13 protein-coding genes are annotated in these 12762 nt (G+C 63.6%); 5 read left to right on the top strand and 8 right to left on the bottom strand.

All coding sequences use genetic code 11. The annotated features are described in order from the left end of the window. Positions 1-30 precede the first annotated feature (30 nt). On the top strand, positions 31-702 hold the full coding sequence (locus TU80_RS10250; RefSeq protein WP_057004415.1) for a DNA-3-methyladenine glycosylase I: 672 nt from the start codon (positions 31-33) through the stop codon (positions 700-702). Positions 703-785: 83 nt separating this feature from the next. Here TU80_RS10250 and TU80_RS10245 read toward each other — a convergent pair whose 3' ends face one another. Genes TU80_RS10245 through arsC form a run of 3 tightly spaced genes read right to left on the bottom strand, consistent with a single transcriptional unit; the run spans position 786 to position 2153 of the window. Next, on the bottom strand, positions 786-1205 hold the full coding sequence (locus tag TU80_RS10245; protein WP_017848026.1) for a DUF2069 domain-containing protein: 420 nt from the start codon (positions 1203-1205) through the stop codon (positions 786-788). Beyond that, entirely contained in the window at positions 1189-1803 is a 615-nt protein-coding gene (gene wrbA / locus TU80_RS10240) for an NAD(P)H:quinone oxidoreductase (protein WP_017848025.1), read from the bottom strand. Before wrbA ends, TU80_RS10245 begins: the two co-directional genes overlap by 17 nt. Further along, on the bottom strand, positions 1800-2153 hold the full coding sequence (arsC, locus tag TU80_RS10235) for an arsenate reductase (glutaredoxin) (RefSeq protein ID WP_046382919.1): 354 nt from the start codon (positions 2151-2153) through the stop codon (positions 1800-1802). The genes wrbA and arsC overlap by 4 nt, the downstream gene beginning before the upstream one ends. Positions 2154-2268: 115 nt before the next feature. On the opposite strand from arsC, the gene TU80_RS10230 reads away from it, so the two are divergent. Continuing rightward, complete coding sequence (locus TU80_RS10230; protein WP_017848023.1) at positions 2269-2730, top strand: TlpA disulfide reductase family protein; 462 nt, start codon at positions 2269-2271, stop codon at positions 2728-2730. 115 nt (positions 2731-2845) lie between these two features. On the opposite strand, the gene TU80_RS10225 is transcribed toward TU80_RS10230, so the two are convergent. From TU80_RS10225 to TU80_RS10210, 4 genes are all read right to left on the bottom strand, one after another. Continuing rightward, a complete protein-coding gene (locus TU80_RS10225) occupies positions 2846-3250 on the bottom strand; it encodes an META domain-containing protein (RefSeq protein WP_057004414.1) in 405 nt (134 codons plus the stop codon). After that, the gene (locus tag TU80_RS10220; protein WP_017848021.1) at positions 3247-3687 is read right to left on the bottom strand and encodes a hypothetical protein; all 441 of its coding nucleotides are present in this window, start codon (positions 3685-3687) and stop codon (positions 3247-3249) included. Before TU80_RS10220 ends, TU80_RS10225 begins: the two co-directional genes overlap by 4 nt. A gap of 71 nt (positions 3688-3758) precedes the next feature. After that, positions 3759-4748, bottom strand: coding sequence for a 2-hydroxyacid dehydrogenase (locus tag TU80_RS10215; RefSeq protein WP_057004413.1), 990 nt, complete (start codon positions 4746-4748; stop codon positions 3759-3761). A gap of 73 nt (positions 4749-4821) precedes the next feature. Continuing rightward, positions 4822-7575, bottom strand: coding sequence for a response regulator (locus TU80_RS10210; protein ID WP_046382920.1), 2754 nt, complete (start codon positions 7573-7575; stop codon positions 4822-4824). Between the two features lie 204 nt (positions 7576-7779). Here TU80_RS10210 and TU80_RS10205 point away from each other — a divergent pair, with 204 nt between their 5' ends. After that, entirely contained in the window at positions 7780-8508 is a 729-nt protein-coding gene (locus TU80_RS10205; RefSeq protein WP_057004412.1) for a response regulator transcription factor, read from the top strand. Then, on the top strand, positions 8495-9865 hold the full coding sequence (locus TU80_RS10200; protein ID WP_057004411.1) for a sensor histidine kinase: 1371 nt from the start codon (positions 8495-8497) through the stop codon (positions 9863-9865). The genes TU80_RS10205 and TU80_RS10200 overlap by 14 nt, the downstream gene beginning before the upstream one ends. Positions 9866-9868: 3 nt before the next feature. On the opposite strand, the gene TU80_RS10195 is transcribed toward TU80_RS10200, so the two are convergent. Further along, positions 9869-10384, bottom strand: a complete 516-nt coding sequence (locus tag TU80_RS10195) for a DUF2062 domain-containing protein (protein WP_017848016.1) — start codon at positions 10382-10384, stop codon at positions 9869-9871. Positions 10385-10531: 147 nt separating this feature from the next. Between TU80_RS10195 and TU80_RS10190 the strand changes: the two genes are divergently transcribed. Continuing rightward, complete coding sequence (locus TU80_RS10190) at positions 10532-12745, top strand: DNA internalization-related competence protein ComEC/Rec2 (RefSeq protein ID WP_057004410.1); 2214 nt, start codon at positions 10532-10534, stop codon at positions 12743-12745. Positions 12746-12762 lie beyond the last annotated feature (17 nt).

Here is a 12762-nt window from a genome sequence, read left to right as displayed (position 1 = left end):
CCGTTTTCATTTCAATCCCCAGGAGAGGGCATGCGCGATTACAAGTGGCTGCACGAATATTGTCTGAACCGCTTCGGTTCGGCGGCCGAACTGGAAGCCCGTCTGCCTGTGCCCAAGACGCCGGCGCAATTACGCCAGATCAGTGATGATCGCTACCTGTCGACCCTGGCGCTGCGGGTTTTCCGCGCCGGGCTCAAGCACAGCGTGGTGGATGCCAAATGGCCTGCATTCGAGCAGGTGTTCTTTGGCTTCGACCCGGAAAAAGTCGTGCTGATGGGCGCCGAGCACCTGGAGCGCTTGATGCAGGACACGCGCATCATCCGCCACCTGGGCAAGCTCAAGAGTGTGCCGCGCAACGCGCAGATGATCCTGGATATCGCCCAGGAGAAGGGTGGTTTCGGCGCGTTTATCGCCGACTGGCCGGTGACCGATATCGTCGGTTTATGGAAATACCTGAGCAAGCACGGTCATCAGTTGGGCGGGCTGTCGGCGCCGCGCTTCCTGCGCATGGTGGGCAAGGATACGTTCGTGCCGAGCGATGACGTGGTCGCGGCCCTGCACGCGCAGAAGATCGTCGACAAGGCCCCCACCAGCCTGCGCGATCTGGCGACGGTGCAGGGGGCGTTCAACCAGTGGCATGCCGAGAGCGGGCGGCCGATGTGTCAGTTGTCGATGATGCTGGCGTATACGGTCAATCATTGAGACCGAGGTGATGCCATCGTGGGCAAGCCCACTCCCACAGGAAACTGCATTTCAACTGTGGGCTTGTCCGCGATGATGATGGGTCAGGCTGGCTGACCCTCGCCGGCCAAGCGCCGATCCAACTGGAACCGCCAGCGCACATACAGCAGCGCCGTACAGAACAGCGCCAGGCTCGCCAGCATTTCCAGCACGCCGAACCACTGGCGGTTCGGGTCATACGCCGCCAGTGCGCCCTTGATGAAATACAGGTTCACCACAAAGCACATCCATGAATGTCCGCGTGCGCTGCCGATCAGTATCCCCGGCGCCAGCACCAGCAGCGGCACCAGTTCGATCAGCAGGATCACCCACGGCCGTGCGCCGTGCAGGTCGGCGACGAACAGGTAATACACGCAGAGCAAGCCCACCAGGCCGAAAAACGCCAGCAGGCTCAGGGCGCGTGCGACTTTGACCCGCGGCTCCAGCCACGCCTGGGGTGGCAGGATCTTAGGTTTTTTGGCCACGGCCGTTCTCCAGCAACGCAGCGGTTTTCGCCAGGCGCAGGCCGAGGGCCTTGCACAGGGCGATTTCATGTTGATCCAGCAGGCGCTTGCCGTCGGGGCCAGCATGGTGGCTGGCGCCATAAGGCGTACCGCCACCCTGGGTGTCGAGCAGCGCTTGTTCGCTATAGGGCAGGCCGGTGATCAGCATGCCGTGGTGCAGCAGCGGCAGCAGCATCGACATCAGCGTGGTCTCCTGGCCGCCGTGCAGGCTGGCGGTGGAGGTGAACACCCCGGCCGGTTTGCCGACCAGGGCGCCGGTCAGCCACAGGTTACTGGTGCCGTCGATAAAGTACTTCAACGGCGCGGCCATGTTGCCGAAGCGGGTCGGGCTGCCCAGGGCCAGGCCTGAACAGTTCTTCAGATCATCCAGGCTGGCATACAGCGCGCCTTCGGCCGGAATGCTCGGCGCTACGGCTTCGCACTCGCTGGAGATCGCCGGTACGGTGCGCAGGCGCGCTTCCATCCCGCCTTGTTCGATGCCTCGGGCAATGTGCCGGGCCATTTCGCTGACCGAGCCGTTGCGGCTGTAATACAACACCAGCACATACGGCGTACTCACGGCAGGATCTCCAGCACGCTCTCCGGTGGGCGGCCGATGATGGCTTTGTCGGGGGTTTCGAGGATCGGACGTTCCATCAACTTGGGGTGCTCGGCGATGGCGGCGATCAACTGGGTTTCGCTGAGCGTCGCGTCTGCCAGGTTGAGGGTTTTGTATTCCTCTTCGCCGGTGCGCAGCAATTGGCGCGCGCTGATCCCCAGTTTTGCCAGCAGGGCCTTCAGTTGCGCGGCATTCAGCGGAGTTTCCAGGTAGCGCACCACCGTCGGCGCGAGGCCGCGTGCTTCCAGCAGTTCGAGCGCTCCGCGGGATTTCGAGCAGCGCGGGTTGTGATAAAGCGTCAGATCGGTCATGTGCGGGTCGCATCTTGCGTAAGGTGGCGGGTATTCTACCTGCGCTGCGCCCGGTCCTTAAACCGTAAGAGGCGATCCGTCGCAGCCAACGTTCATTTTTGCGAAGGATTACCCCATGACAAGGCGACTGATCGGTGCATTGGCGATCATCACAACCCTGCTGCTCAGCGGCTGCGGTAATGACTACGGCGTTGACCAATATGGCCAGAAAGTGGCGGCCGAACGCCTGGACAAGCAATGGCTGGTGGTCAACTACTGGGCGGAATGGTGTGGCCCGTGCCGCACGGAAATCCCGGAGCTCAATGCCTTGGCTGAACAGCTCAAAGGGCAGAACGTCGGCGTGTTCGGGGTCAATTTCGACAATGTGCAGGGCGCGGAACTGAAGGAAGCCAGTGACAAGCTGGGCATCAAGTTCACCGTGCTGGCGCAGAACCCGGACGGGATCTTTGATATTCCACGCAGCGAAGCGTTGCCGGTGACTTACATCATCGACGACAAGGGCAAGGTGCGTGAGCAGTTGATGGGCGAACAGACGGCACAAGGCGTGCTGGCCAAGCTCAAGGCCCTGCGCGGTTGAACATATGGGAGGGGGCTTGCTCCCGATAGCGGTGTGTCAGCCAGCATATTCGGTACTGACATAGCGCAATCGGGAGCAAGCCCCCTCCCACAGTTAGATTCCATTGAACCTGCTATCAGCCTTCTTCCAGCCACAGGCGGATAGGCTTGCCTTCGGCCGGCCAGAAGCGGGTCTGCTCGATCGGCGAGATGTCCCAGCGCTCAACGCCTTGCAGGGCCTGGAAGAAGCGGTGTTCCTGCTCCATCAGGGCGTCGCCGCAGAGTTTGCGCGTACTGCCGATCTTGCCGAAGCTGAGTTTGTCGCCCTCGACGGTGTACGGTGCAAACCAGTGGTTGCACCCGCCGTTGCCGTAGGCGCGCCCATCGGCGCCCAAGGTGACACTCAGGTGCGCGTAATCCATCAGCGGCCGCTCACCGATCCATTCCACCACGTAGCTGTGATCCCGCTCGAGCTTTGCCGCATCACCGGCGCAGCCCATCAGGCCGGCACCGACGGCGGCCAGCAGAAGCAGGCCCTTCATTGCGCGGCCTTCTGGCATTTCGGGCAGCGGTGCTTGGCGCCTTCGCTGGCCCAGCCCAACTCGGCAATGCGCGCATTGGCGGCCGGTTGCAGCGGTTCCTTGGTCAGCTTGGTCTCCACCGCGAATTCAAACTCCAGCACGGCCTCGCAGCTGTCGCAGTTGACCTTCCAGGTGTGAATCTCCAGCTCGCCGAACTTCGGCCCCTGGGCCATGGCGACCCACTGACCTGCCGGGCGGATGGAGTAGCGCGCGTCGCCTTCGACGGTGAGGCGCATCGACAGGGTTTTACTGCCGCGCAGGGTGACGATCAGTACGTCGCCATGCTTGATCGAACCACCGTTGCCGGTGACCTGATAGCGGCCCGGCACCAGGGCGCGGCATTCGATCAGGGTGTGTTGCGGGCTCAGCAAGCTGAAGCGGAAATCGTGTTCGGCCATGGTTCCTCCAAATAGGCGCGGCATCCTAGCACGCGCGCCTGCGGATCATGCGCCTGGTATGTGACCGCTGATCATCCGTCGACACGATTCTGCGCCCGGCCATCGGCCCAGGCCGCAATGTTGGCCAGGGTGGTCTCGGCGATCGCCGCCAGGGCCTCGCGGGTGAGAAATGCCTGGTGCGCGGTGATGATCACGTTGGGGAACGTCAGCAGGCGCGCGAGCACGTCGTCCTGCAGGGGCAGGTCGGAGCGGTCCTCGAAAAACAGCTGGGCTTCTTCTTCATACACATCCAGCCCCAGGTAGCCGAGTTGGCCGTCCTTGAGCGCTTCGATCAGCGCGGGGGTGTCCACCAGGCCACCGCGCCCGGTGTTGATCAGCATCGCGCCGGGCTGCATCTGCGCCAGGGAGCGGGCGTTGATCAGGTGCTTGCTGTCGGTGGTGAGCGGGCAGTGCAGGCTGATGATCTGCGCTTCGGCCAGCAGCTCGGGCAGGCTCACATAGCGCGCACCGAGCGCTTGGACCAGCGGGTTGGGGAACGGGTCGTAGGCCAGCAGGTGGCAGCCGAAACCGGCCATGATCTTGGCGAAGGTGGCGCCGATCTGCCCGGTGCCGACCACGCCGACGGTCTTGCCGACAAGGTCGAAGCCGGTCAGGCCATGCAGGCTGAAATCGCCCTCGCGGGTGCGGTTGTAGGCACGGTGCAGGCGCCGGTTCAGGGCGAGAATCAGTGCCACGGCGTGTTCGGCGACGGCATGAGGCGAGTAGGCGGGCACACGCACGATGGTCAGGCCCAGGCGCTTGGCGGCGGCGAGGTCGACATGGTTGTAACCGGCCGAGCGCAGCGCGATCAGGCGGGTTCCGCCCGTGGCCAGGTGCTCGAGCACGGGCGCGCTGAGGTCATCGTTGATAAACGCGCAGACCACTTCGTGGCGTTCGGCCAGGGCCACGGTGTCGAGGGTGAGCCGGGCGGGCTGGAATTGCAGTTCCAGGCCGGGCGGCAGCGACACGCCGAGAAAACTGTCGCGGTCGTAGGTCTGGCTGCTGAAAAGAATGACGCGCATGAAAAAGCTCCCTGCAATGTACGTTTTGGTAACGCGGACCCTGTGGGATCGGGCCCGGCGTTGTAAAAAAATCTCAGGCGCTGACCCGCGCTTCACTGGCCAACCGGGCAATGGCCATGTCCAGCTCGTCCAGCGCGGCCATGGCCTTGGCGTCGTCCTGCTTGAGCAGGGTTTCGGCGCGTTGGCAGGCGGCGCGCAGTTGCGGTACGCCGCAGTAGCGGGTGGCGCCATGCAGGCGGTGGACGCGTTCGATCAAGGCATGGTTGTCATTGGCCTCACGGGCGAGGGTAATGGCCAGGCGGTCGGCTTCGAGGGAGGCGAGCAACATGGCGAGCATGTCCGCCGCCAGGTCCGCCTTGCCCGCGGCCAGCCGCAGTCCTTCCTCGTGGTCCAGCACCAGCAATCGCACGCCTGGGCCGAGGCCTTCGGTCGGGCGCTCCGGCCCTTGGTTGCGCAGGGCCAGGCCGGTCCATTTCAGCACCACCTGGGCCAATTGCCGTTCGCTGATGGGTTTGGTCAGGTAGTCGTCCATGCCGCTTTGCAGCAGCGCACGCTTTTCGTTGGCCATGGCGTGGGCGGTGAGGGCCACCACCGGCAGCGGTGTGCCGTGGCGCTCGCTTTCCCACTGGCGAATCGCCTCGGTGCTTTGACGCCCGTCCATGCCGGGCATCTGCACGTCCATCAGCACCAGGTCGAAGGTTTCCTGCTGGACGGCATTGATGGCCGCATAGCCGCTTTCCACGGCCTGGACCTTGGCGCCCATGTCTTCCAGCAGGGTTTGCACCAGCAACAGGTTCGCCGGGTTGTCATCCACGCAGAGCACCCGCGGCGCGCGGCTGGACAACGGTTCGCCCGGTTCGCAGCGCGTGGGGCGCGGGCTGATCAGGTCGGTCAGGGCGCGGCGCAGCTTGCGCGTACACGCGGGCTTGGCCTGCAACTGGCTGTTGGGGTTGGGCACCGACGGGCTGAACAGCATTTGCTCGGTGGTCGGGCACAGCACCAGCACCTTGCAGCCGAGGTGTTCGAGGTCCCACAGATGCTGGTTGAGGCGCTCGGGCGGGAGGTCATTGGCGGTGACGCCGAGTACCGCCAGGTCGATCGCCTGTTCGGTCTGATGCGCGCCGGTGATGCCGTTGGTCAGGCTTTCCAGGGTATTGAACGGCGTGACATCCAGGCCACAGTCTTCGAGCTGGTGTTGCAAGGCCTGGCGCGCCAGTTCGTGGTTTTCCAGCACGGCCACGCGGCGACCGAGCAGCGGCGCGCAGGGCAGGTCTTCGACGTCGTCGCGGGTCTTGGGCAGGTTCAGGCTGATCCAGAATTCCGAGCCTTCGCCCGGTGTGCTGTCGACGCCGATTTCGCCGCCCATCTGCTCGATCAAGCGCTTGGAAATCACCAGGCCCAGGCCGGTGCCGCCCGGTTGGCGCGACAGCGAGTTGTCGGCCTGGCTGAACGCCTGGAACAGCGCGCGCACGTCCTGGTTGGACAGGCCGATGCCGGTGTCCTGCACGCTGATGCGCAGTTGCACACTGTCTTCTTGTTCATCCTCGATCATCGCCCGGGCCACGATGGTGCCTTCGCGGGTGAACTTGATCGCATTGCTGATCAGGTTGGTCAGGATCTGCTTGAGGCGCAGCGGGTCACCCACCAATGCCAGCGGCGTGTCGCGGTACACCAGGCTCACCAGTTCCAGCTGTTTGGCATGGGCGGCGGGGGCGAGGATGGTCAGGGTGTCTTGCAGCAGGTCACGCAGGTTGAAGGGCACGCTGTCGAGTACCAGCTTGCCGGCTTCGATTTTCGAGAAATCGAGGATCTCGTTGATGATGCCCAGCAGGTTATCGGCGGACTTTTCGATGGTGCCCAGGTAATCCAGCTGGCGCGGTGTCAGCTCGCTTTTTTGCAGCAGATGGGTGAAACCGAGGATGCCGTTGAGCGGGGTGCGGATCTCGTGGCTCATATTCGCCAGGAACTCCGACTTGATGCGACTGGCCTCCAGGGCTTCCTTGCGCGCCAGGTCCAGCTCGATGTTCTGGATCTCGATGGTTTCCAGGTTCTGGCGCACGTCTTCGGTGGCCTGGTCGATGCTGTGCTGCAGTTCTTCCCGGGCGTTCTGCAGGGTCTCGGCCATGCGGTTGATGCCTGAGGCAAGTTGATCCAGCTCCTGGCTGCCCAGCGCCGGCAAGCGGGTTTCCAGGTTGCCGTCCTTGAGTTGGGCCACGGCTTGCTTGATCTGGCCGATCGGCGAATTGATGGTGCGGCTGATGCGCAGGGCCAAGGTTGCCGTGCAGATCAGGCCGATGGCGATCAGCAGCAGGCTGGCGAACAGGCTGCGATAACCGCGCAGCAACATGCCGTTGTGGGACAGTTCCACCTCGACCCAGCCAAGCAAGCGGTCGGATTCATCGGGAATCAGCTCGCCGGCAAGGTTGCGATGACGGCCAAACACCGGCAGCAGATAGCGCGTGGCGTCGTTACCGGTGCGCTGCAACAGGTGCGAGCTGTTACCCACCGGCGGCTGGTTGAGCATGGTCGGGCCGGCGTGGGCCATCGACGAGCGGTCCGGCGCAAGGAAGGAAACGGCGCGCACGTCCTGTTGTTCCAGGGATTGGGTGGCGATGCGTTCGAGCAGGTCGGCGTTCTTGCTGCTCAGCGCCGGAGCCACCAGTGGGGCCAACTGCTCGGCGATCATTTCGCCACGTTGCAGCAACTGGGATTGCAACTCCGAGAGCTGCATCCAGGTGAAATAGCCGCCCAACAACAAGGCCATCAGACTGGTCGGTAATAAGGTCAGCAACAGTACGCGGCCTTTTATCCCCATTCTTCTAAGCACGCCACTCTCCTGCTACCACGTTGTGATCGATCGCCCGTGCAGGCATCCGGCCCGCACCCCTGCGCAGTGTAGCCATTTGCGCGGCGTGGAATCTTGCAAATTAATGACAGCAGGCAATCTTCGGGCCATTTGGCGCGACGTGGCGATTGCCTGGCGCGGGGGAATCTTGAATAATCAGTGATTGAGAATGACTTGCAGGCGCTAATGAATCCCGTGGAAGTTGGTCTACCCAGTATCCTGACCATCGAAGATGACCCCGTGCTGGGCGCCTATGTCCACGAGCATCTGGGGCGCTGTGGCTTTCAGGTCACGTGGTGCCGGAACGGCCAGCAAGGCCTGCAGATGGCCCGCGAGCACGTCTTCGACGTGGTGTTGATGGATATTCTGCTGCCGGGGCTGGACGGGCTGTCGATCCTCACGCATCTGCGCCAGAGCCATGCGGTCCCGGTGATCCTGGTGTCGGCCCTGGGCGCCGAAGCCGATCGCGTGAACGGCTTTCGCCTGGGTGCGGACGACTACCTGCCCAAGCCGTTCAGCATGATCGAGTTGCGCGTGCGTATTGAAGCCATCCTGCGCCGGGTGGCCCTGGATCGCCGTCCGCCGCTGAGTTTGCCGCCCGCGCGCGACGACGCCCGGAGCCTGCGCTTTGATGATGAACTGTCCGACATCTTCTACCAGCAGCAGTGGGCCGGGCTGACCCGCAGCGAGTACCGCCTGCTGCAGACCTTGCACAACAACGGCGAGGAAGTGCTGAGCAAAGCCTTCCTTTATCAGCACGTGCTGCAGCGCGGTTATGCGCCCCATGACCGCAGCCTCGATATGCATATCAGCCAGATTCGCCGCAAACTCAAGACCATCGGCTATAGCGAGCGTGAAGTGCGTACCGTCTGGGGTAAGGGCTATGTGTTGAGTGGTCACGATGACGGCCTTTGAGGGGGGGGTGAAACGTCTGCCGGGCAGGCACTCGTTATTCTGGAAGTTGGCCTGCCTGCTGATTGCCTTCTGCTTGTTGATGATCTGGCTCAGTTGGTCCTGGGGCCGGTACATGGAGCAGCAGAACGCTTATCTGTCCGACACCTCCCGCGAGATTCTCAGCGGTTATGCGGCGGGAGCGGAGTTGGCCTGGAGTACCCAGGGCGCTGACGGCGTGGACGCCTGGTTGCAACTGATGGCTGCGCGTGAGCGCACCTGGATCGGCGTGATCGGCAACGACCTGCAATCCCTCGCCAGCACGCCGTTGACCGACAAGGAAAGCCAGCGCCTGACTTTTCTGCGCGGCCTGGACTGGCCGGTCAGCCGCCACGCCAAAGGCCTGCCATGGTTGAAAATCCCGTTTCCCCTGGACCCCAGTGTCGGCTCGCTGGTGATCGAGTTGCCCCAGCGCTTTATGCCGGGGCGCTACCAACTGTTCTGGCGGGTGGTGACCAATGGCGTGATTCCCGGTCTGTTTACCCTGTTGTTGTGCATCGGCCTGTACCGGCTGCTGATCATGCCGCTCAATCAATTGCGCGAGCAGGCCAACGCCTGGCGTGCCGATCAATTGAACACGCGGCTGTCCCACGATGCCACCAGCCGCCAGGATGAATTGGGCGAGCTGGGGCGGGCGTTTGACCATATGTCCGAGCGGTTGCAGGGCACGGTGGTATTGCAGCAACAGCTGTTGCGGGACATGTCCCATGAACTGCGCACCCCCCTCAGCCGTTTACGCGTGGCCTGTGACAGCGAGCAGGATCTGGCGCAACTGCGTGAACGGCTGGGGCGGGAGATCGACGTCATGCAGCGCCTGGTCGAGGACAGCCTGCAATTGGCCTGGTTGGACACCGAGCGGACGCCGCTGCCTGTCGAAGACATTCAGGTTCAGGCGTTGTGGGACATGCTCAAGGACAACGCCTGTTTCGAAAGCGATTGGCCAGCCTCGCTGCTGCCATGCCGGCTGGGGCCGGATTGTTGGGTACGCGGCAATCTGAACGCCCTGGCCCAGGCGCTGGAAAATATCCTGCGCAACGCCATACGGCATTCACCTGCGGGCGGTGTCGTCAGCCTCGATGGGCGCCGTGATGGCGCATATTGGCACCTATGGCTGGAGGATCAGGGCGGGGGTATTGATGAACGCGATCTGGAACGGATCTTCGCGCCGTTCATCCGCCTGGACGGCTCACGGCCTGGCGACGGTGGCTTCGGGCTGGGGTTGAGCATCGCGCGCAATGCGGTGCAACGTCAGGACGGCAGCTTGTGGGCGGAGAATACCGGCCAGGGCTTGCGTGTGCATCTGCGTTTGTGCGCAGCCTAGGGCTCAAGCGCGACGCAGTTTGCGTTTATTCCATTGGTGCGCGACCCACCAGCGCCAATAACCCATGGTCAGGCAATAGGCCAGCGCGCCCAACACCACACCCAGTACCAGCGAGCCGAGCAGGAACGGCTGCCACAGCGTGCTCAACTGACCGCTGATCCACTCCCACGTCAGGTCGTCGGGCAGGCTGCGCGCCGGCACGTTCATCAGCCAGGCGCCGGTCATGTAGGTACACAGGAACACCACTGGCATGGTGATCGGGTTGGTCAGCCACACCAGGCTGATGGCAATCGGCATATTGCCCCGCACCGTGATCGCCAGCACCGCCGCCAAGAGCATCTGCAAGGGGATCGGGATAAACGCCGCAAACAGGCCTACCGCCATGGCGCGGGCTACCGAGTGCCGATTCAGGTGCCAGAGGTTCGGGTCATGCAGCAAGGTGCCCAGAAACTGTAATGACTTGTGTTCCCTGATACTGGTGGGGTCGGGCATGTACCGTTTGAATAAGCGCCGGGGCATAAGGGGTCCAGATCAAGTCGAGGGGCAAGTATGCGCGCATTCTATAAACAGAAAATTCAGACTTTGTGACAAAACATCATAGGCTGCGGCCGGGGGCCAGCTAAGACTGAATGGATCACGTCAAAGGAATGATCCATGAGGACAGGGATGTTCGCGCTTGCACTCGGGCTGCTTGCGCTGCGATTTCTACCCGCACTGCCGCCCGCCGGGATGCTGTTGGCGCTGGCAGTGGTGGCGTTGATGCTGCTGCCGTTTCGCACTTATCCGCTGGCGTTTTTCCTGTTCGGCTTGTGTTGGGCATGTGTGAGCGCGCAGTGGGCGCTGGATGACCGCTTGCGTCCGATGCTCGACGGCCAGACGCGTTGGCTGGAGGGGCGTGTGAGCGGGTTGCCGCAGCAGACTGACAGCGGCGTGCGTTTCGAACTGAGCGACAGCCGGTCGCGCAACGCCCGCTTGCCCGCGCGCATTCGGCTGTACTGGCACGGTGGCCCACCGGTACGCAGCGGTGAGCGTTGGCGCCTCGCGGTGACGCTTAAACGTCCGTCGGGCCTGCTCAACTTCCATGGCGTCGACCATGAAGCCTGGCTGCTCGCCCAGCGCATCGGCGCCACCGGCTCGGTAAAGGACGGCGAACGCCTGGCGCCGGCCCGCAATGCTTGGCGCGACGCGGTCCGTCAGCGCTTGATGGCGGTGGACGCCCAAGGGCGCGAGGCGGGGCTGGCGGCCCTGGTGCTGGGGGACGGCTCCGGGCTGACGGCCGACGACTGGCGTGTCTTGCAGGACACCGGCACGGTGCATTTGTTGGTCATTTCCGGCCAGCACATTGGCCTGTTGGCGGGGTTGATCTATGCGCTCGTCGCCGCTCTGGCGCGCTACGGCTGCTGGCCGCGCACCTGGCCGTGGCTGCCGTGGGCATGTGGCCTGGCGTTTACCGCGGCGTTGGGGTACGGCCTGCTGGCGGGGTTCGGCGTGCCGGTGCAGCGCGCCTGTGTAATGGTGGGGCTGGTGTTGCTGTGGCGTTTGCGTTTCCGTCATCTGGGCATCTGGTGGCCGCTGTTGCTGGCGTTCAATGGTGTGCTGATCCTTGAGCCGTTGGCCAGCTTGCAGCCGGGGTTCTGGTTGTCCTTTGCGGCCGTGGCGGTACTGGGGCTGACGTTCGGCGGTCGGTTAGGCCGCTGGAGCGCTTGGCAGGCATGGACCCGTCCGCAATGGTTGATAGCCATCGGTCTTTTCCCGGTGTTACTGGTGCTGGGTTTGCCCATCAGCCTCAGTGCGCCGCTGGCCAATCTATTTGCGGTGCCGTGGATCAGCCTGGTGGTGTTGCCCCTGGCCCTGCTCGGGACGGCATTGCTGGCGGTGCCGTTCGTGGGCGCGGGCTTGTTGTGGCTGGCGGGTGGGGCGCTGGACGGCTTGTTCAACGCCCTGGCGCTGCTGGCGGGGCAATTGCCCGCGTGGATACCGGCCGAGGTGCCCATGGGTTATTGGCTGGTTAGCCTGGTCGGTGCGGTGTTGCTGTTGCTGCCCAAGGGTGTGCCGTTTCGGTTGCTCGGCTGGCCGATGCTGTTGTTGGCGGTGTTCCCGCCGCGCGAGCCGGTGCCCCACGGGCAGGTGGACGTACTGCAGCTGGATGTCGGGCAGGGGCTGGCGTTGATCCTGCGCACCCGCCATCACACCTTGCTCTACGATGCCGGCCCGCGCTCCGGGGCGGTCGATCTCGGCGCGCGGGTGGTGTTGCCGTCGCTGAAGAGGCTCGGGGTAGACGCTCTGGACATGATGTTACTGAGCCATGCCGATGCCGATCATGCCGGCGGTGCGGCGGCTGTCGCCCGTGGGCTGTCGATCAAACGGGTCGTCGGTGGCGAAACCGAAGGGTTGCCGGCGCTTCTCGACACTCAGCCTTGTATCAGCGGTGAACAATGGGCGTGGGACGGCGTGTCCTTTGAATTGTGGCAATGGCCAGACGCAGTTGATGGCAACCCGAAATCCTGTGTATTGCACGTACAGGCCAATGGCGAGCGCCTGCTGCTCACCGGCGATATCGATCGCGCCGCAGAGCAGGCGTTTCTGGCCTCGGCCCTGGCGGTGCCGACCGATTGGCTGCAAGCCCCTCACCATGGTAGCCGCAGTTCGTCATCCTGGCCGTTTCTGCAGCGGCTGGCGCCGAAGTCGGTGCTGATTTCCCGAGGGCGCGGCAATGCGTTCGGTCATCCTCATCCACAGGTGGTGGAGCGCTATCAAGCGTTGGGAACGCAGGTGTATGACAGCGCCGAACAGGGCGCGGTACGTTTGCGATTGGGCGCCTTCGCGCCACCGATTGTTGCGCGCAGTCAACGCCGCTTCTGGCGAGAAGCGCTACCGTAACCGCACGTTACCAATGG

The sequence above is a fragment of the Pseudomonas veronii genome, from assembly GCF_001439695.1.
Taxonomy (GTDB): domain Bacteria; phylum Pseudomonadota; class Gammaproteobacteria; order Pseudomonadales; family Pseudomonadaceae; genus Aquipseudomonas; species Aquipseudomonas veronii.
The sequence above is the reverse complement of the archived record's forward strand: the minus strand, read 5'-3'. Positions and strand labels throughout refer to the sequence as shown.

Excerpts from the sequence above, each read along its gene's own strand:
- arsC (WP_046382919.1), bottom strand. The coding sequence starts at position 2,153 with ATGACCGATCTGACGCTTTATCACAACCCGCGCTGCTCGAAATCCCGC.
- TU80_RS10215 (WP_057004413.1), bottom strand. The coding sequence starts at position 4,748 with ATGCGCGTCATTCTTTTCAGCAGCCAGACCTACGACCGCGACAGTTTT.
- TU80_RS10205 (WP_057004412.1), top strand. The coding sequence starts at position 7,780 with ATGAATCCCGTGGAAGTTGGTCTACCCAGTATCCTGACCATCGAAGAT.
- TU80_RS10250 (WP_057004415.1), top strand. The coding sequence starts at position 31 with ATGCGCGATTACAAGTGGCTGCACGAATATTGTCTGAACCGCTTCGGT.
- TU80_RS10220 (WP_017848021.1), bottom strand. The coding sequence starts at position 3,687 with ATGGCCGAACACGATTTCCGCTTCAGCTTGCTGAGCCCGCAACACACC.
- TU80_RS10190 (WP_057004410.1), top strand. The coding sequence starts at position 10,532 with ATGTTCGCGCTTGCACTCGGGCTGCTTGCGCTGCGATTTCTACCCGCA.
- TU80_RS10225 (WP_057004414.1), bottom strand. The coding sequence starts at position 3,250 with ATGAAGGGCCTGCTTCTGCTGGCCGCCGTCGGTGCCGGCCTGATGGGC.
- TU80_RS10200 (WP_057004411.1), top strand. The coding sequence starts at position 8,495 with ATGACGGCCTTTGAGGGGGGGGTGAAACGTCTGCCGGGCAGGCACTCG.
- TU80_RS10195 (WP_017848016.1), bottom strand. The coding sequence starts at position 10,384 with ATGCCCCGGCGCTTATTCAAACGGTACATGCCCGACCCCACCAGTATC.
- TU80_RS10230 (WP_017848023.1), top strand. The coding sequence starts at position 2,269 with ATGACAAGGCGACTGATCGGTGCATTGGCGATCATCACAACCCTGCTG.